The organism is Nitrospira tepida (genome assembly GCF_947241125.1).
Taxonomy (GTDB): Bacteria; Nitrospirota; Nitrospiria; order Nitrospirales; family Nitrospiraceae; genus Nitrospira_G; species Nitrospira_G tepida.
On sequence record NZ_OX365700.1, the window covers coordinates 2,850,556 to 2,867,251 of the forward strand.

The window sequence follows — 16,696 nt, forward strand, 5'->3', positions numbered from 1 at the left end:
GGCTGTCGCTGCTCAAAAAATGATGTGACGCCTGCGCCTTCTGCGTCGAAACGGCGTCATTATGCGCAAGGTCTCGATCGAGCGCAACCCCGTGGCCGCCTCCTGCAGCCGGTCAATCGACCAACGGGCAGCAGGTTTCTTGACAGGCCAGCCGCGCGAAGAGTAGGGTTCATTCATATGGTGCCCGTCGCCCGCCGTCTGCTCTCGCTGACCGCCCGGACCGTTCGCTCTGGCCTCTTCTTCCTCGTATGGGTCGCCCTTGTCGCTACCCCCGATTCCGCACAGGCACAAGCGGGGAAGCCCGAAGGGCTCTACTACAAATCCTGGGCCGTCGTGTTCGGCATCGAAGATTATCTGGTCGCGCCGAAGGTTCCCGGCGCCGCCAGCGACGCCAAGGCCATGGCAGATCTCCTGCGGACGCTCGGCTTCGAGGAAGTGATCGAGCTCTACGATAAGAAAGTCACGTTCAAACAATTCAACTACATTTTGAACGACGTATTGCCGCGCAAGCTCGGACGAGCCGACCGGCTGGTGCTGTACTTTGCCGGACATGCCGGCCAGACCACGGACGTGAGTGGAGCCCCGTTGGGTTATTTGGTGCCGTGGGACGCTCAGGTGGGCAGCGTGGCCAAATCCGTCACGTTGGATCAGTTGAAAGAGTTCAGCCGGCGGGTCATGGCCAAACACATCCTCCTCATTCTGGATACCCCGGTGACCGGCTGGGACGTGACCGCGCCCCAGCAGCTCTCGCTGGAAGGGCGCATGGCCCCTGAACAGGATACGGAAAAGCGGGCCGTCCAAGTGTTGACAGCGGCCAAGAACGGGGAAGAGGTCGTCCGTTCCGACAGCATTGGCCTGTTTATGCAGGTCTTGAAGGAAGGCCTGTCAGGACGAGCCGATCGCAACAAGAACGGCTGGTTGATGGCCACCGAATTGGCCGCGTACGTGCAGGAGCAGGTCGAAACCCGATCGAAGGGAAGCCAACATCCGCAATATGCAAGGCTCGACGGAGATGGGGACACGATCCTCATCGAGGGAAGGAAAGTCGATTTCACGGTCGGGGCTGGCCCCCAGACCGAGGAAGAACGGACGGCGGCAGCCAAGGCCCATTATGAGGAAGCCTTCAACCTCTTGCAGGCCCGTAAGAATCCGGAAGAAGCCTTGGCCCGGTTGGACAAGGCTATATCCCTGGCCCCTTCCTTCGGCGATGCCTACGTCCTGAAGAGCTATATGCAGTTGGAAGTCCTCCCAAACGTGGACGAGGCGTTAAAAACCGCGAACTTGGCCGTGGCCCATGCCCCGGCCAATCCGGATTCCCATTATACGCTCGGGCTGATTCAGGAAAAGAAAGGACAGTACCAAGAGGCAGAACGGGCCTACCTCAAGGCCTTGGAGGTCAATCCCGACTATGCAGACGTGCTGCTTTCCCTTGGCACATTGTATGAAGACCACTTGAAGCAGGACGAGAAGGCCGCCGACGCCTACCGCCGCTACAATGAATTGGGCGGAACCGATAGACGGGCCTCCAGGTTCCTTGAAGGGCATCCACAGCCCCCCGGTTCTCAGTGACGCTCGGCTCCTCTCGCACAGGTTCCACCGGTCACTCCTTCGCCCCTCCCTTCATGTAGCCCAATCCGATCTTCAAGGCCCGCCTGGTGATTTCCGCCCATCGGGCGGCCGGGTACTCGGCCAGCACTGCCGCCGCTTTCGGGTCTTGAACATCAAGTTCCACCACGCGAATGATGCCGTCTTCGATTTTAATCTCGGCCACGGGAACGCCTCCTCCTGATCGATCACCAATGCCGCCTGACATCAGCCTGTCACTTTGTCTGCGTTGCGTTGACACCCCTCCAATCGCATGCTAGCATCCGCCTGTGTCTATACTTGGAAATACGGATGCGGCGATCGCTCCCTGATCCGGCTTATTGAGCAAGGAGGAAGCCAATGGTAACACATGAGATCCCGCTCGCGCGACGACTGAGGGCCCTGTTCGTGGTTCTGCTGGCCTTGGGGCTGGCGGCCTGCGGCGGCCCTCCCAAGTGGGTCAAACAAGGGTCCGGCGCGTACAATGAAAAGGACTCGAAAAACTTCTATGGAGTGGGGGCCGTGACCGGCGTCCGCAACGAACCCTTGGCCTGGGATACGGCCGAGAACCGGGCCAGGGCCGAGATTGCCAAAACATTCGACACCTACACCGGCTATCTGATGCGGGATTATGCCGCCTCGACGACCGCCGGGGACTTTACCCGCAACACCGAAGAACAGAACGTCGAACGGGCGATCAAGACCATCACGACCACCACCCTGTCCGGCGTGCGCCCCATCGACCGATACAAGGACGACAAGACCAACCCTCCCACGTACTACGTCCTCACGAAGCTCAGCCTCGACGACATGAAAGAAAACATGATGAAGGCCAAGGAATTGAATGCCGAGGTCCGGGACTATGTGCGCAAGAACGCCGATCGTCTGTTCGAGCGACTGGAAAAGGAAGAAGAGAAGCGCGGCATCAGATGACGCGAGCGATGGCAGGGCCGACCGACGCGGGCCGACAAATCCTTTCATGATGGACGGTTTCGCACGGCGGATTGGCTATGGGCTTTGGTCGGGCCTCCTTTTCTCGGCGCTGCTGACCGGCTGCGGGCATGAGACGAGGGTGACGCGGGTCGATACCGGCGTCGTTACCGATCTCAGTGGTCGGTGGAACGACACCGATTCCCGCATGGTCGCCGAAGAGATGATCAAGACCTCCCTGGGCAGCCCCTGGCTTGCCTCCTACCAGCAGGCGAAGCACCGGCAACCGGTCGTGATCGTGGGCACTATCGTCAACCGCAGCCACGAGCACATCAACGTGCAGACCTTCATCAACGACCTCTCCCGCGAACTCATCAATTCGGGCAAAGTGAAGTTCGTCTCATCCAAGGGAGAACGGGACGAGATCCGAGAGGAACGCCGGGACCAGGCCATCCATGCCAGGGAAGACACCCAGAAGGCGCCGGGCAAGGAAACGGGCGCCGACTATATGATGAAGGGCAGTATCTCCACGATTCTCGACGAGGCGGACGGCGCCAAGGCCGTCTATTACCAGGTCGATCTGGAGTTGGTGGATCTGGAGAGCAACGAAAAATCCTGGATCGGTCAGCGGAAGATTAAAAAGGTCGTCGAACGCAAACGGACCGTCTTCTAGCCACCGTTTTCCCATTCAGTCCTTTGACTGTTTTTTCCCCTGCTGTGCCTGCCTGCTCTCCGCCTGGCCGGAGCCTTGTGTTTCGTCGCTTCCCCACAACCGCTTCCGTGCTCCTGCTGCTGATCCTCTGCCTGCTCGCCCCGGCCTGCGCCTCTGGACCCAACCGGTATCAGTTGGTCGAGCAAAACCTGCTGGCCGGCAATCCGGTTCAGGCCGACGCCGTGCTGCAACAGGCCGAGGAAGACTACGGGTCCAAGAGCCTTGTGCTATACGGCATGGATCGCGGGGTAGTGCTGCAATTGGCTGGCCGGTACGAGGACAGCAACCGGCTGCTGAGCCTAGCCGAAGACGAAATCGAGCGGCTGTACACGAGGAAGATCCGCAACGAAGCCCTGTCTTTTCTGCTCAACGACAATGAGTTGCCGTTCGAGGGAGATCCCTATGAACAGGTCATGCTCAACGTCGTGAAGGCGGTGAACTACGCGCTCCTGCAAGATTGGTCCGGCGCCCTGGTCGAAGCCCGCCGCATCGATCATCGCTTGAACGTCATCGCCGACCGGGAGACCGGAAAGACCGCCTATCGCGACGACGGGTTCGCCCGGTATCTCACCGGCATGCTCTACGAAATCGGCGGCGATCAGAACAATGCCTTCGTCGCCTATCGCCGCGCCTACGACGCCTATCAGGCCAACCGCGGTTGGGCCCGCACCGCTGCTCCGTCCAGCCTCAAATCCGATCTCCTGCGAACGGCCGACGGTCTGCATCTGACGGCCGAGGCGGAGGAATATCGGCGGCAGTTTCCGGACACCACCTGGGAGCCAGTCAGCAGCCGAGAGCACCTCGCCCAGGTCATCCTGATTAGCTATAATGGCCGCGCTCCGTTCCGGCTGGACCAGTTCCTGGACGTTCCGCTCGGCCTCGACGCCGCCCGGCTGGTCCTGCTGGCCAGAGGGTACGGAGGCGGCTCCCAGCGGACACGCGCCGCCGACAGTCTCTTGTATGGACTCAACGGCCGCATCGTGCGCGTGGCGATCCCACGACTCATCCCGCAACGCAGTCAGGTGACGGCCGGGCACCTGTCGCTCACAGGGGAATCCGGCACGTTCACGGCGCGAACCGAGATCGTCCACGACCTGACCGCCCTGGCGGAAAAAAGCCTATCGGATCAACTGCCCGGGATCATGGTTCGCGCCGCAGCCCGCGCCGCCGTGAAGTACGGGCTGGCCGAAGGCATCGAGCAAGGCGTGCGATCCGCCACGAGACCACGCAGTCGGAACGGGGAACGGGATGATTTGGAATGGGTGGCATTCGTGGTCGGTTCCCTCCTGAAGACCATGGCGGTCGCGACGGAAGAAGCGGACAAGCGCTGCTGGCAAACCCTGCCGGCCCAGATTCAGGTGGCGCGGCTATGGGTGCCGGCCGGTGAGTACGATCTCCGGGTCCGATCGCTGACCATGCAGGGAGGGCTGGCCAAACCGGAAACAGCGACCCACGTCACCCTGCGCGCCGGGGATACCCGGTTCTTCGTGGAGCGCGCACTCCAATGAACGGAGTCACACGCGTAGGACGAGAGATTTCTGCAACCGCCTGGCTTGTGCCGCTCATCCTCTCCGGTTGCGGCTGGTGGAGCAGTTCGTCCGACACGGACTGGATGAAACGGACGAACGAAGCCTTTCCCCCCGCTCAGTATCTGGTCGGCCATGGCGAGGGAGAATCGCGGACCGTGGCGGCCGAGCGGGCCTATGCGGCGGTCGCGAAGATTTTCAAGGCTGAGATCAATTCGCAGGCCAAGGAATGGGAATCCTATCTCGTCATCGAGAACAAGGGGCGAAGCCGGGACGAGCGGCGGCTGACCCTCGACAACGTCACCAGCATTTCTACGGATAAGGTCCTGGCAAACGTCCGGGTGCTTGACGAATGGTACGACGATCAGCGCCGCCTGCACCATGCGCTGGCCGGGATGAACCGGAGCCAGGCCGAAGCGGCCACACTCGAACGGATCAATGAGCTCGATGCGACGATCGCGCATCACGTCGAGGAGGCCCGACAGGTCGCCGATCCCCTCGCGCATGCGCGCAGCCTGAAGCGGGCCATCACCACGCTCATAGTGCGGGAAGCCCACAACGCCGACCTGCGCGTGATCCGGCCGAGCGGACAGGGGTTGGCGTCGTCCTACCGGGTCGCCGAATTGACGGGTGAATTAGAACGGTTCCTCACCACCGGTCTCCCGCTCGGACTCGCTCTGTCAGGGGACTATGCGGAACCCATCGGACGCGCGCTGATCGAGGGTCTAGCCCGCGAGGGACTTTCTGTCACCGAGTTCTCGACAGGCGGCGTGCCGGCACGGCGCGAACCGTCCGATCTGCGGCCGGTCCTGCTCATCAAAGGACTCGTCCGTCTCTGGCCCACTGAAGTCCAGGACCCGGCGTTCCGGTATGTCCGTTGGTGCAGCGACTTCCTGATCGTGGAGACGGAGACCGGCCGGGTCCTCGGCGCCCTCTCGAAAGGCGACCGGGTCGGCCATGTGTCCACGAAGGAGGCGACGGCCAAAGCCTTGCGCCTGATGCAGCAGGATCTGTCCGCACAATTGACGAGGCGCCTCACAGATTATATGTATGGAGACCTGGAACCGTCGGGGACTTCGTCTTCAGGAGGGGCCTGCCCTCGTTCCGCCGAAGCGGATGGCCCCCGACGCGCGCCCTGATCCGGATCACCCATTACACCAAGGAGGAGAGATGCCAAAACAGACCGAGAAGCCCGATGCCCGCCCCAGAGCCACCGGGCGGGGCAGTGTGCGGGACCCCAGGCCCGGCGTGATTTCGGTGACGAAACGGCGCGGCCCCAGCCGGGTCGCCAAGGCCAATCTGCGCGACCGCATCCGCCGCGACAGCGCATCCATGACGGACGGCTCGTTCCTGGACATGCTGAAGAAGCAGGGGTATGAAGAAGTCCCGTTGGAGGAGCTGCAGGATCGGCTGTCGAAGCTGCGCGATGAATTGGCACCCTTGATCGTAGCCGGGAGAGGATAACCGATGCCGTATTTTTATTTTGATTCAACCGCGCTCATCAAACGCTACAGCCGCGAACGCGGCACCCGCATCGTCAATAAGCTCCTGGTCAAACGCGGGAAGGTCATCCTGGTACCCAGCCAGAGTCTGGTGGAACTCTATGCGATCCTGGCCAATCAGACCAAGAAGGAGTTGCTGACCCGGGACGACTGGTATTCGGCGGTGTTTCGCTTCGAGCAGGAAACGTTACAGGGGCTCTATCACTTCGTCACGCCCACGCATGAGACCTACCTGTCCGTCAAAGAACTCTCGTTGCACCATCCGCAACTCCGCGCGGGCCAACTGCTGCACTTGGCGCTGGCGATCGAGTTGAAACCGCTCCGCCTGACGATGGTGAGCACCGATACGGCCCTGCTGGAATGTTGCCGCCCCTACGGCATCAAACAGATCAATCCGGAGGATGATCAGTAGACGGGCTCGGCTCGGGACATTGAAAGTCCGCCGTCATCGACGCGAGGACGGTGGTCCAGTCATCCGCAGAGGTTCGCAACTGTTTGATCCGCGTTGTCTCGGCGGGAGAGAGGGCCTGCAACGTCTGCTCGTCCAGGTTCAGGCTCGCCATGGCCTTGCGTAAGCCGAGGTGTGCGGATCGGAGGGTGTGGCAGACGCCGCGCGAGGCCGGAGCCTGTCCCCCAGCCCGGTGAAACAGGGCGAGGGCCCGGTACCCCTGCTCTTGCGCGCGAAACAATGATTCGGCGCTGCGGTAGACCAGGGCTGTCGGCTGAGTGCCGAACCGCTTGCCCAACTGCTGGGCCATCAGCGCCGCCCGTCCCATGCTCATCGCCGCGCCTTCGGCGTCGCCGTTGGCCATGGACTCCTCGGCCCGCGCCTGCAACCGGTCCAGTTCGGCTTCCTCCCCGATGGTTTGCGCCGGCAGCCCGGTTGCCATCCCCGAGCAGAGCACCAAGACGGACAGGACTCCGCGCCATCGAAGGCCTGCCTCACGAAGCGGTCTTTCCTTGGATGAACCAGCCGTCTTAGTGCTCGATCCCATCAATCTGTTTGAGCGTGTAGTGCAGCGCGTCGTACAGCTTGCCCTCCGGTGATTCACGATCGGACACCCGCTTATCGCCCATCGAGGCCTGCAATTTCAGCAAGGGCTCGAAGGCCCGTCGATCGGGGAGTTGCCCAAGCGCCCAGACGGCGGCCGTTTGCAACTTTATGTCGCCGGTCTCCATGGCATGGATCAGCGGCGGGATCACCGTGGCGTCGCCATGGAGCGCTCCGACCTTGCCCAACCCGCGGCAGGCTTCGATCTGCAACTCGGGCGACCCGGTTTGCAGCACGTCCACGAGCATCGCGATGCTCTCCCGGTGCCCGATGTTGCCCAGGGCGATGATCGCGGCCTTGGCCACTTCCACATCCGGATCCTTCAGGAGAGGCTTCAGATACGGGACGGCTGATCCGGCAAAGAGATCTCCCAAGGCCTGGATGAGCGCGATCTTCCGGCTCGAGGTCAGGTCCGGCTTCTGGAGCATCTTGAGCAGTCTCGCCTCCTGACCCCATTCGGTGGTGATAAACACTGGAAATTCATACTTCGCCAGCCTCTCTTTCAGCTTGGCGATAGCAAAGGCTCCTGGGTCGCGTTCGCCCGCTTCATTGGCCGCCTTGAGGGCGTCCTCAAAGTCCGTGCGTACTTCCTTGGCCCAGGCCATCGGCTTGCCGTCCAACAGGTACCGTAACTGGCAGGCCGGTCCCTTCCAGACTCGAGAGGGGGAGTCGGGGAGATCCGCATCGCCGCCGGCGGCGACCGTTCCCTCCCAGGTCTTCCGCTGCTCGCATTTCACGCGAAACACGGCATCGCTCGGATCGGTCGGCTCCTTGACGATCTCATACTCGAACTCCTCCAACTTTTTGGCGACAAGATCGCGGACCGCTGTGGCATCCTCCTGTCCCTGGTCGGTCAGCACCAGCGCCTGGATCTGGACCTTCTGGATCTTCTCCAGCGCCTGCCGTTCCGCTTCCGTCAAACTCGCCCGGCGCGCCTCCGCCTCGACGGCCAGCAAACCCACGACACAGATTCCCCCGAGAACCAACGTCACACCATAAATAGGCCTCATGCCCCTGTTGATCATCGATGACTCCTCCTTTCTACCGGCAGGCTGAGGTTCAATGCATCATCGCCTGCCACAGTACTGTACTGCTCCGGCAAAGGCGGTGCAAGTTGAAGGCCCGCATGGGCCACAGTATAATCGCGCCCCATGTTTACCGGACAGCAGATCGCCTTCATCGGCGGCGGCAATATGACCGAGGCCCTGGTGTCGGGTCTTCTCAAGACCGGGCAGGTCGCTCCCGCCCAGATCATCGCGACCGACATCCGGCCCGAGCGGTTGGAGTACCTCGCTCGCTCCTTTTCGATTCGCGTGTCCTCCGACAATGCGCGCGCCGTGTCCGGGGCCCACATGATCGTGTTATCAGTCGAACCGCAAATCCTCGATGAGGTGCTCAGGGGCCTCACCCCCTCCCTCGACCCCGACGTGTTGATCGTGTCGGTGGCGGCCGGCTATCCCCTGTCCCGCCTCAATCGGGTGCTGGCCCGAACCGGGCGATCGGTCCGTGCCATGCCCAACACCCCGTCGATTGTCGGGCGCGGGGCCACGGCTCTGGCCCTGTCACCGGATCTGTCGCCTCAGGACATCGCGCGCGCCACGGCTCTCTTCGAATCGGTCGGGTCGGTCACCGTGGTCGAGGAGCGCCTGATGGACGCCGTCACGGGGCTCAGCGGCAGCGGGCCGGCCTATGTGTTCCTGATCATCGAAGCCCTGGCGGACGGCGGCGTCAAAGCCGGGTTGCCTCGTCCGGTGGCCGCGGCCCTTGCGGCTCAAACGGTGCTGGGCGCCGCCACGATGGTCCTCGAAACCGGCCTTCATCCGGCGGAGTTGAAAGACCGGGTGGCATCGCCCGGCGGCACCACGATCGCCGGCCTGCATGCGCTGGAACAGGGCGGCTTGAGGGCCGCGCTTATGTCGGCCGTGGAAGCCGCGGCCGAGCGATCGACAGAACTTGGCTGCGAACCACCTTCACGCTAGGAGCATACCGTGCAGTATTGGGTCAAAGTCGTCTTCACGGACAACCAAGAACTGATGGTCAAGGATGCCGTCCGCCACACGATCAGCGAGGACATGGAGGTATTGGAGATCGACACGCCGCGCGAGGTCACGATCATTCCGGTGAAACAGATCAAGTACGTCTCCTGCGACGCGACCGTGTTCAATAAGAAATCAACTACTTAGACATTCTCACGGCGGTCACTCCCGGTTTTACTCCCGGTCGCGGCCGCCATTTCTTCTCGATCCAGCACATCGACCGGTCGATGGGACCCAGTGGCGGGGAGCCAATGCCCGTAGGTATCGACGGTCACGGTGATAGACGCATGGCCGAGTTGAGCCTGCACGTATTTGATCGGGACTCCTGCGGCGAGGAGCCGGCTGGCGTACGTGTGCCGGGCGGCATGGACAGGCAAGCGGGAGACCTGCGCCTGTTCGAGAACCGGGAACCAGATGGTCGAGCGGAAGGCATTTTCGGAGTAGTAGAACGGGGCTTGCCGGGTCCCGCCGAGTCCGCCGGGAAACAGCATCGGCGGACACGGGTGCTCTCCCATCGCGGCATCCAATTGTGAGACATCCATCCAGGCCCGCAACACGTCCAACAGGTGCGGCGACAGATCGACCTTGCGGCTCTTGCCGCTTTTGGGGGTGCTCAGGCGCCACTTCGACCAGGTGCGGCGAACATGGAGCGTCCGGGAAACCGTATTGACATCCTCTCGATGGAGCGCGAGCAGTTCACCGATCCGAACCCCGGTGCGGAAGAGGGTCAAGATCATCGGATAGGCCGGCCCCGGCTTCGCCTTCGCCGCGGTCAAGATGACATCCTCTTCTGCTGGCGTGAAACAGGGCAGTTCCTCGTCTGCGATGGTGGACGGCCGTTTCAACATCGTGCCAAGACGCAACAGGGGATTATGCGAGAGCACCTGATCCTCGACGGCTTGCGTGAGGATGCCGGAGAGCGTCAGCGCAAGCCCCTTCACCGTGTTGAAATCAAGTCCGTGCTGTAATAAGGCCGCGGCCCACTCCTTGACGGCGGGGCGCGTGATCGCGTGGAGCGGGCTGCCTCCAAAGGCCGGGACAAGGTGCTTGGTGATCCGCGCGCGATAGGTCGCCACGGTCAACGCCTTCACCCCTCGAAGTGGGAGTTGTTCGAGGTATCGCGGGACATACTCCTTCAGCCGGACCACAGGGACCGCGGCGGGCTTTGGCAACAGGACCCCCTGCCGGACTTGCTCCTTCAGCCGATGATAGAGCGCACTGGCCTGCGACTTCGAGTCGCAGCGCGTCCATCGTTCTCGACCGTTTTCATAGAGCCGAACCCACCATTGCCCGCTCCCGGCCGGCTTCTCAACGATGCCGCGATCTTTGCCGTTTTTTCGTGCCATGACGCTTGCCTCCCTTCTTGGGCGGGTGATCCACTTTGTATTGCAAGGCCTGGCATGGCCTTGAGCAATAGGCCTTGTCTGTGCGTCCTGCGAGAAAACAGGTTTTGCAATGCCGGCAGGTGCCGAGGCGGTGCCCGAGCATCCCAAGGAGCTGCCCCATGTGGTAGAGAAACCCTGTAGTCAAATCGTCAGCATGGATGGTGACGCCTGGACGCGTGCGGCAGACTTCGAGGCTCACAGTTAGGTTCTCAATAGGAAGGTGTCCGTCGCGAAGATACTGGTCGAGAAGGCCTCGGACCTTACGCTGTAGCTCGGAGAGGAAATCACTGGGCGCCACTGACAGTGGCGCCATCGTAACCGCTGTCAGTGGCGCAATCGTAAGCCTCTTGTCTCTGCCTTCATCATAATTTCCGAGCCCAGGGTTGAAAATGAGCCCACCATCAAAACTGAAGCGAATGACTTCCATTAACTTGTCTGTCAACCCTCCGGTACTCAGGGACGCGACATCGGTGCCCCGGAACTTCAAGAGCCAAACCATCGCGCTTTGCGCGGCCCCACCATAGACACCACTTTCCGAGGTAATCCGGCCGCCGGCCTTGACGAATTCCATCGCAAACCGAACAGACTCAGGTAGTGGCTCAGGCGTCGGTCGCTTCAGATCGACCTTGCCGGTCGCGACATCCGGGTGACGCTGGCTCCTCATAGGGTAGTCTCCTCGCTTAGTTTGCGCTCTTAACGCAATTTCACGATTAGTGTTTGCGATATTTACTCATATCGCAAACCATGGTAGCAGTGTATTCAGAAATAGCGTGATAGTCAACTACTAGGAGGTTAATCAGATGCTCGAAAAACAGTTTCGCTTACCAGAAGTTTCACGCTTGACGGGCTACAGCGTCGCCGCACTGCGGAAGAAATGCGCGCGCCGGGAAGTGGGATTTAGAAAAACGGGAAGGATCGTTTCGATCCCGGAAAGCGAAGTCGCCCGCCTCCTCGGCGAGTACCGCCCGCCGGTGGGGCTCAAGGAGTCGGCGTGACGCTCGCGGATTTGCTGCCACGGCTGGATGCCGTCCGCGCGCGCGGGAACGGCCGATGGTCGGCCCGGTGTCCGGCGCATGCGGACCGTACCCCATCGCTCTCGATCTCGGAGGGGGAGAGGGGACTACTACTTAAGTGCTTCGCGGGCTGCTCGCTCGACGAGATCTGCGCTGCGCTCGTGCTCCGGGTCGCGGATCTGTACTACGATCGCCGGCCAGATCCAGCCGCACTGGCGGAGGCGCGACGGCGGCGGGAAGCACGTGAGCACAAAGATCGGGCGGCTGGCTGTCACGCAGAGACGTTGCGTGACGCGGAGCAAGTGATCCTCGCAGCGCGCGGGCTCGACATTGCGCGCTGGAGCAACGAACAACTTGATCAAGCGATGGGCGCAATCGCGGCGGCGCATGCGGTTTTGAGCGAAGAGGGAGACTACTATGAACGGGTTAGAACGCTTTGAGGACGCGTGCGGGCAATTTCGCGACTCGCTGCGACGAGCCAACGCGGCGATGGGCATGATCGCCCCTGAGCCCGAACAGGACAGCGGGTCGGCTCGCATACCTGTCGCTGATGAGTGGCCGGTGCTCGATCCTGCCGCGATGCATGGTCTGGCCGGTGAAGTGGTGAAGGTCTTGGAGCCGCACACCGAAGCCGATCCTGTAGCGTTATTGGTCTCGTGTCTCGCTGAAGTGGGCGTGATGCTCAATCGAGCCCCTCACTTGATCCTTGATGGTTCTTATCACCCGCTGCTGTTTTGGCCGGTACTGGTCGGACAGACGAGTAAGAGCCGAAAGGGTACGGCCGGGAAACGTGTCAACGCAGTGCTGAGTCTCGCTGATCCTATGTGGTCTCGCGGCGAGTACAAGGGCACACTTTCGAGCGGGGAGGGACTCGCCTACGCCGTGCGCGATCCGCAATACCGAGAAGAGCCCATCAAAGAAAAAGGGCGATTAACCGGGGAGACGGTGACGATTTGTGTTGATCCTGGGGTCGAGGATAAGCGGCTATTCCTGGTTCAGAACGAATTCGGCGCCGTGCTTCGGGTCATGGCCCGCGAAGGGAACTCGCTTTCAGGAGTCTTGCGCGATGCTTGGGACGGACTCGACCTTGCGCCGATGACGAAAGCGAACCGGATTCGTGCGACAAATCCCCACATCTGCATCGTTGGACATGTGACGAAGGACGAACTACTCCGCAACTTGACCGACACCGAATGTTCAAACGGTTTCGGGAACCGATTCACCTGGTTTGCCGTCAGGCGGTCGAAGGAATTACCCTTCCCATCCGCTCCCGACGACGCGGACCTTCACGATCTAGCGGACAAACTTGGGCGCGCGATCCGCCATGGCCGGACGATGGGACTGATCGGTCTGTCACCATCGGCGCGCGAGGGCTGGCGGGCGATCTATTCAGCACTCTCGGCGGATCGGCCTGGCCTGGCTGGCGCTCTCCTCGCGCGGGGTGAGGCCCACGTGATGCGCCTCGCCGGGCTCTATGCCGTTCTGGACGAGAAAGTCGAGATTGACCTTGTGCATCTGCAAGCCGCGTCCGCGCTGTGGCAATTCGCCGAGGCATCGACTCTGACGATCTTCGGTGATTCAACCGGGGACCACGTGGCTGACACGATTCTCCGTGCCGTTCGCACGACGGGCGGGCTCTCAGACTCGCAAATCTCAGACTTGTTCTCTCGAAACGTGCCGGGTTCCAGATTGGAACGAGCGAAGCAGGTCCTTGTCGATGCGAAGCTGATTCGCTGCGAGAAGATCGAGACTGATGGACGGTCACGGAATGTGTGGCGACCAGGTACGAAATAAACGAATTAAACGAAAAAAGGGGATGGTGTGAGGGGCTTCTTTCGTTTCTTTCGTTTATTTCGTAACCCGTGAAGGACGCAACCATGAGCTATTTGGACATTCTCCGGCGGGTTGGACTGGGGCAAAGCCCCCAGCCTGATGCTCGCATCCATCAGGACAAAGGCTCAGCCCCTGGCGGTACGAAATACGAAAAAAGGGAGCGGATCTACTGGCGGTCCATGGATGGGAAAGTCCGCGGGCCGGCGACCCTCGATCATCTGCACCTGGCGACGGATGCCATGGGGGTTGAAAGGGTGTGGTTGTGCCTGTCCTATCGTGGCCGGCTGGTGTGGGTTCGGGAAGACCTGCTTGTCCCTGGCCCGGAAGGAAGGCGGACATGAACCCCTGGCTGCAACGGAAGACCTACCGCTGTCCGGCCTGTGGGGCAACGTACCTGCATGACCGGGCGCATGCTCATGGCGCCTACGACTGCCCAGCCCGACCAACGGGCCGCCAGGATTCGAATAGGAGCGATGATCGCCGCATGGGTGAGCTTCGCATCACCGTTGACCACGAAGCGCATGAAGTCCGGCTCATCGGAGCGGACGGCCGGTACGAGGCCCGCCTGACCTGGGTGGCTGCGGCGAACCTGGCCAGTTTGCTCAACGAAGCTTCGAAGTGTCAGCGGTCATCCAATAATCCCCAGGTGTGGTCATTGAATTTTCCCCACCCTCCTAACTGAAGGAGGAGGGAGATGGGACTTGACGAGACGGGAGCGTCGGCGATCATGCGTGCCCAGGGGGACCAATCTGGGGAGGCATGCATGGTGGATCAGGAGCGATGGGCGGAGATTCGACGGTTGTTTCACGAGGAGCGGGTGTCCATTTCAGCGATTGGGCGGCGGTTGGATCTGGATCGCAAGACGGTCCGGCGCAGTCTGCGGCAGACGACGTGGCACCCCTATCGCCGGGCAGCGGTGGCGGAGACGCTGCTCACCGCCCATGCCGACTTTGTGCGGACCCGCGCCCCGCAGGTGGGGTACTCGGCGCGGATTCTCTACCAGGAACTGCGGGCGAGCCGGAGCTACACCGGCAGTTATGAGACGGTGAAGCGGTGTGTGGCGCCGCTGCGCGAGGTCCAGCTGCAAGCGGAGCGGGCCCTCCTCCGCTTTGAGACCCCGCCGGGGCAGCAAAGTCAGATTGATTGGGGCCAGGCCACCGTGCCCTTCCGCACCGGTCCCGTCGTGGTGCACGTGTTCGTGCTCACCTTAGGGTTCAGTCGCCGCGGCTTCTATCACGCGTGTGCCGATGAGCGCCTGGCGCAATTTCTGGAGGCCCATGAACGGGCCTTTGCCCATTTCGGCGGGCACACCCGCGAGCATCTCTATGATCGTCCGCGCACCGTGTGCTATGCGGATGAGACCGGCCGACGCCTCTGGAATCCCACGTTCAAAGCCTTTGCCGACTATTGGGGCTTTGAGCCCCGCGTGTGTCGGCCCTACCGGGCGCAGACCAAAGGCAAAGTGGAATCGGGCGTGAAGTATGTGAAGCGGAACTTTCTGCCCGGGCGGACGTTTGTCGACGTGGTGGACTTCCAGGCCCAGCTCGACGAATGGAACGTGACGATCGCCGACCAGCGCCTGCACGGCACGACTCATGAGCGACCGATCGCGCGGTTTGAGCGAGAACGCGAGCACCTCGTGCCACTGGCGGGCCAGCGCGGCTTCCAGCAGGAGGCGCGGGTCTCGCGGATCGTGGCTGAAGACTATCTGGTCAGCTTCGACACGAATCGGTATTCCGTGCCCTTCCGCCTGATTGGGCAACGGGTTGAGGCGCAACGGCGGGGCGACACCATCCATATCTTCCATCGCGACCGCGAGGTGGCCACCCATCCCGTGTTACCCGGCCGCCACCAATTCCGCATTCTGCCGGAGCACGGCCCCGGCGCCAGTGCCCGCATTGCGCGCCAGCGCCGGTCAACCCTGAGCGAACTGGCCACTCACCCCGGTGCGGTCCCGGAGGTCGAAGTGCGGGATCTGGCGTGCTACGAGGCGGTGTGCGGGAGCGCGGCGGCGCACGAGGTGCAGCCATGAACCCGGCGCAACTGGAACGGCTCCGTGAACAGCTGACGCGGCTGCGGCTCCTGAAGAGCCGCGAGCGGCTCGACGCCCTCTTACAGGAGGCGGCGGCCAAGGACCTGTCGTATGCGGACTTCCTCGATCAGGTCCTCAGTGAAGAAGTGACCGCCAAAGCGGAGAAGAACATTACGATGCGCACCAGTCTCGCGCGGTTTCCGTTTGTGAAGAGTCTGGAGGTCTTCGACTTCGCCTACCAGCCGTCGCTGGATAAGAAGCAGATCCAGCAAGTGGCCACCTGCCACTTCATCGAGCACGGCGAGAATCTCGTGATCTTGGGGCCGCCCGGGGTCGGCAAAAGCCACCTGGCCATCGGGCTGGGGCTCAAAGCGATCGAGCGAGGCTATCGGGTGTTGTTCACGACGGCCGCCGCCATGATCGCCACACTGACTCGAGCCCTGACGGAGAATCGGCTGGAGGACAAGCTGAAGCTCTACACGATCCCGCGGTTACTGATCATCGATGAGATCGGCTATCTGCCCATTGACCGCACCGGGGCCAACTTGTTTTTCCAACTCATCTCGCGTCGCTACGAGAAGGGGCCGATGATTCTCACCAGTAACCAGAGTTTCGGGGCCTGGGGGGAGGTCTTCGGGGACCGGGTGCTGGCGACCGCGATCCTGGATCGGGTCCTGCACCACGCCATCACCATCAATATCCGTGGTCATTCGTACCGGCTCAAGGAGAAACTTAAAGCCGGTTTGGTGCGCGTCGAAGAAGCCGCCACGACCACGTAACCAGGGTGGGGAGTTTTCGATGACCATAACTGGGGAAATTTGGGTGACCCTTGACATCGAAGCAGGCCGAGCCGCCTGCGCCGGCTGGCCGGACCTATCAACCGGCGTGTGAACGATGAGGGAGGCCCGATCGTTGCGTGCCAGACTGTGGCGCTTGGCAACCTCCAGGCAAACTGAAGGGGCGATGCTGCCAACCTGGTTACTGATGGTCCGTGCTATTTTGTACCCCTGCGACTTCTTTTACTGGTGGATGAACAGCACGCGCGGCTATCAGGTGGGGACAGATACGTGGATCATTGAAGGCGTCCGCTAC

The 16,696-nt window shown here is 61.8% G+C and carries 21 protein-coding genes; 16 read left to right on the forward strand and 5 right to left on the reverse strand.

The window, feature by feature from the left end; translation table 11 throughout:
* Window positions 1–177 precede the first annotated feature (177 nt).
* Window positions 178–1,569, forward strand: coding sequence for a caspase family protein (locus QWI75_RS13520; protein WP_289269104.1), 1,392 nt, complete (start codon window positions 178–180; stop codon window positions 1,567–1,569).
* Window positions 1,570–1,600: 31 nt separating this feature from the next.
* On the opposite strand, the gene QWI75_RS13525 is transcribed toward QWI75_RS13520, so the two are convergent.
* On the reverse strand, window positions 1,601–1,771 hold the full coding sequence (locus QWI75_RS13525) for a hypothetical protein (RefSeq protein ID WP_289269105.1): 171 nt from the start codon (window positions 1,769–1,771) through the stop codon (window positions 1,601–1,603).
* 173 nt (window positions 1,772–1,944) lie between these two features.
* Between QWI75_RS13525 and QWI75_RS13530 the strand changes: the two genes are divergently transcribed.
* From QWI75_RS13530 to QWI75_RS13555, 6 genes are all read left to right on the forward strand, one after another.
* On the forward strand, window positions 1,945–2,517 hold the full coding sequence (locus QWI75_RS13530) for a hypothetical protein (protein ID WP_289269106.1): 573 nt from the start codon (window positions 1,945–1,947) through the stop codon (window positions 2,515–2,517).
* A gap of 139 nt (window positions 2,518–2,656) precedes the next feature.
* Window positions 2,657–3,187 (forward strand): penicillin-binding protein activator LpoB, encoded by a 531-nt coding sequence (locus QWI75_RS13535; RefSeq protein ID WP_289269107.1) that lies wholly within the window; start codon window positions 2,657–2,659, stop codon window positions 3,185–3,187.
* Window positions 3,188–3,264: 77 nt separating this feature from the next.
* Window positions 3,265–4,734: a COG3014 family protein gene (locus QWI75_RS13540; RefSeq protein ID WP_289269108.1), complete on the forward strand. Its 1,470-nt coding sequence runs from the start codon at window positions 3,265–3,267 to the stop codon at window positions 4,732–4,734.
* The gene (locus tag QWI75_RS13545) at window positions 4,731–5,891 is read left to right on the forward strand and encodes an LPP20 family lipoprotein (protein WP_289269109.1); all 1,161 of its coding nucleotides are present in this window, start codon (window positions 4,731–4,733) and stop codon (window positions 5,889–5,891) included. The genes QWI75_RS13540 and QWI75_RS13545 overlap by 4 nt, the downstream gene beginning before the upstream one ends.
* A 31-nt stretch (window positions 5,892–5,922) precedes the next feature.
* The gene (locus QWI75_RS13550) at window positions 5,923–6,216 is read left to right on the forward strand and encodes a hypothetical protein (protein WP_289269110.1); all 294 of its coding nucleotides are present in this window, start codon (window positions 5,923–5,925) and stop codon (window positions 6,214–6,216) included.
* Window positions 6,217–6,219: 3 nt separating this feature from the next.
* The gene (locus QWI75_RS13555) at window positions 6,220–6,666 is read left to right on the forward strand and encodes a type II toxin-antitoxin system VapC family toxin (protein WP_289269111.1); all 447 of its coding nucleotides are present in this window, start codon (window positions 6,220–6,222) and stop codon (window positions 6,664–6,666) included.
* Here the strand turns inward: QWI75_RS13555 and QWI75_RS13560 are convergent.
* Window positions 6,644–7,144 carry a hypothetical protein gene (locus QWI75_RS13560; protein ID WP_289269112.1) on the reverse strand — a complete coding sequence of 167 codons (501 nt, stop codon included), beginning with the start codon at window positions 7,142–7,144 and terminating at the stop codon, window positions 6,644–6,646. The genes QWI75_RS13555 and QWI75_RS13560 overlap by 23 nt on opposite strands.
* A gap of 88 nt (window positions 7,145–7,232) precedes the next feature.
* Window positions 7,233–8,330, reverse strand: coding sequence for a HEAT repeat domain-containing protein (locus QWI75_RS13565; RefSeq protein ID WP_289269113.1), 1,098 nt, complete (start codon window positions 8,328–8,330; stop codon window positions 7,233–7,235).
* 126 nt (window positions 8,331–8,456) lie between these two features.
* On the opposite strand from QWI75_RS13565, the gene proC reads away from it, so the two are divergent.
* Together proC and QWI75_RS13575 are read left to right on the forward strand one after the other, a co-directional pair.
* Entirely contained in the window at window positions 8,457–9,284 is an 828-nt protein-coding gene (gene proC, locus QWI75_RS13570; protein ID WP_289269114.1) for a pyrroline-5-carboxylate reductase, read from the forward strand.
* A gap of 9 nt (window positions 9,285–9,293) precedes the next feature.
* A complete protein-coding gene (locus tag QWI75_RS13575; protein WP_289269115.1) occupies window positions 9,294–9,488 on the forward strand; it encodes a cupin domain-containing protein in 195 nt (64 codons plus the stop codon).
* On the opposite strand, the gene QWI75_RS13580 is transcribed toward QWI75_RS13575, so the two are convergent.
* The gene (locus tag QWI75_RS13580; protein ID WP_289269116.1) at window positions 9,485–10,687 is read right to left on the reverse strand and encodes a tyrosine-type recombinase/integrase; all 1,203 of its coding nucleotides are present in this window, start codon (window positions 10,685–10,687) and stop codon (window positions 9,485–9,487) included. The two genes, QWI75_RS13575 and QWI75_RS13580, sit on opposite strands and share 4 nt — an antisense overlap.
* On the reverse strand, window positions 10,650–11,390 hold the full coding sequence (locus QWI75_RS13585; protein WP_289269117.1) for a hypothetical protein: 741 nt from the start codon (window positions 11,388–11,390) through the stop codon (window positions 10,650–10,652). The genes QWI75_RS13580 and QWI75_RS13585 overlap by 38 nt, the downstream gene beginning before the upstream one ends.
* A 136-nt stretch (window positions 11,391–11,526) precedes the next feature.
* Here QWI75_RS13585 and QWI75_RS13590 point away from each other — a divergent pair, with 136 nt between their 5' ends.
* From QWI75_RS13590 to istB, 7 genes are all read left to right on the forward strand, one after another.
* Window positions 11,527–11,721 (forward strand): hypothetical protein, encoded by a 195-nt coding sequence (locus QWI75_RS13590; RefSeq protein WP_289269118.1) that lies wholly within the window; start codon window positions 11,527–11,529, stop codon window positions 11,719–11,721.
* Window positions 11,718–12,179: a hypothetical protein gene (locus QWI75_RS13595; RefSeq protein ID WP_289269119.1), complete on the forward strand. Its 462-nt coding sequence runs from the start codon at window positions 11,718–11,720 to the stop codon at window positions 12,177–12,179. Before QWI75_RS13590 ends, QWI75_RS13595 begins: the two co-directional genes overlap by 4 nt.
* Window positions 12,157–13,533 (forward strand): DUF3987 domain-containing protein, encoded by a 1,377-nt coding sequence (locus tag QWI75_RS13600; RefSeq protein ID WP_289269120.1) that lies wholly within the window; start codon window positions 12,157–12,159, stop codon window positions 13,531–13,533. The genes QWI75_RS13595 and QWI75_RS13600 overlap by 23 nt, the downstream gene beginning before the upstream one ends.
* 83 nt (window positions 13,534–13,616) lie before the next feature.
* Complete coding sequence (locus QWI75_RS13605; protein ID WP_289269121.1) at window positions 13,617–13,913, forward strand: hypothetical protein; 297 nt, start codon at window positions 13,617–13,619, stop codon at window positions 13,911–13,913.
* Window positions 13,910–14,254, forward strand: coding sequence for a hypothetical protein (locus tag QWI75_RS13610; protein WP_289269122.1), 345 nt, complete (start codon window positions 13,910–13,912; stop codon window positions 14,252–14,254). The genes QWI75_RS13605 and QWI75_RS13610 overlap by 4 nt, the downstream gene beginning before the upstream one ends.
* Window positions 14,255–14,266: 12 nt before the next feature.
* A complete protein-coding gene (istA, locus tag QWI75_RS13615; RefSeq protein ID WP_289266912.1) occupies window positions 14,267–15,604 on the forward strand; it encodes an IS21 family transposase in 1,338 nt (445 codons plus the stop codon).
* Window positions 15,601–16,383, forward strand: a complete 783-nt coding sequence (gene istB / locus QWI75_RS13620) for an IS21-like element helper ATPase IstB (protein WP_289266911.1) — start codon at window positions 15,601–15,603, stop codon at window positions 16,381–16,383. Before istA ends, istB begins: the two co-directional genes overlap by 4 nt.
* Window positions 16,384–16,696 lie beyond the last annotated feature (313 nt).

What these genes read in the sequence shown, in the direction of transcription:
- QWI75_RS13520 (WP_289269104.1), top strand. Translation starts at nt 178, where the DNA reads ATGGTGCCCGTCGCCCGCCGTCTGCTCTCGCTGACCGCCCGGACCGTT.
- QWI75_RS13530 (WP_289269106.1), top strand. Translation starts at nt 1,945, where the DNA reads ATGGTAACACATGAGATCCCGCTCGCGCGACGACTGAGGGCCCTGTTC.
- QWI75_RS13545 (WP_289269109.1), top strand. Translation starts at nt 4,731, where the DNA reads ATGAACGGAGTCACACGCGTAGGACGAGAGATTTCTGCAACCGCCTGG.
- QWI75_RS13550 (WP_289269110.1), top strand. Translation starts at nt 5,923, where the DNA reads ATGCCAAAACAGACCGAGAAGCCCGATGCCCGCCCCAGAGCCACCGGG.
- QWI75_RS13555 (WP_289269111.1), top strand. Translation starts at nt 6,220, where the DNA reads ATGCCGTATTTTTATTTTGATTCAACCGCGCTCATCAAACGCTACAGC.
- QWI75_RS13560 (WP_289269112.1), bottom strand. Translation starts at nt 7,144, where the DNA reads ATGGCAACCGGGCTGCCGGCGCAAACCATCGGGGAGGAAGCCGAACTG.
- QWI75_RS13565 (WP_289269113.1), bottom strand. Translation starts at nt 8,330, where the DNA reads ATGATCAACAGGGGCATGAGGCCTATTTATGGTGTGACGTTGGTTCTC.
- proC (WP_289269114.1), top strand. Translation starts at nt 8,457, where the DNA reads ATGTTTACCGGACAGCAGATCGCCTTCATCGGCGGCGGCAATATGACC.
- QWI75_RS13580 (WP_289269116.1), bottom strand. Translation starts at nt 10,687, where the DNA reads ATGGCACGAAAAAACGGCAAAGATCGCGGCATCGTTGAGAAGCCGGCC.
- QWI75_RS13585 (WP_289269117.1), bottom strand. Translation starts at nt 11,390, where the DNA reads ATGAGGAGCCAGCGTCACCCGGATGTCGCGACCGGCAAGGTCGATCTG.
- QWI75_RS13590 (WP_289269118.1), top strand. Translation starts at nt 11,527, where the DNA reads ATGCTCGAAAAACAGTTTCGCTTACCAGAAGTTTCACGCTTGACGGGC.
- QWI75_RS13600 (WP_289269120.1), top strand. Translation starts at nt 12,157, where the DNA reads ATGAACGGGTTAGAACGCTTTGAGGACGCGTGCGGGCAATTTCGCGAC.
- QWI75_RS13605 (WP_289269121.1), top strand. Translation starts at nt 13,617, where the DNA reads ATGAGCTATTTGGACATTCTCCGGCGGGTTGGACTGGGGCAAAGCCCC.
- QWI75_RS13610 (WP_289269122.1), top strand. Translation starts at nt 13,910, where the DNA reads ATGAACCCCTGGCTGCAACGGAAGACCTACCGCTGTCCGGCCTGTGGG.
- istA (WP_289266912.1), top strand. Translation starts at nt 14,267, where the DNA reads ATGGGACTTGACGAGACGGGAGCGTCGGCGATCATGCGTGCCCAGGGG.
- istB (WP_289266911.1), top strand. Translation starts at nt 15,601, where the DNA reads ATGAACCCGGCGCAACTGGAACGGCTCCGTGAACAGCTGACGCGGCTG.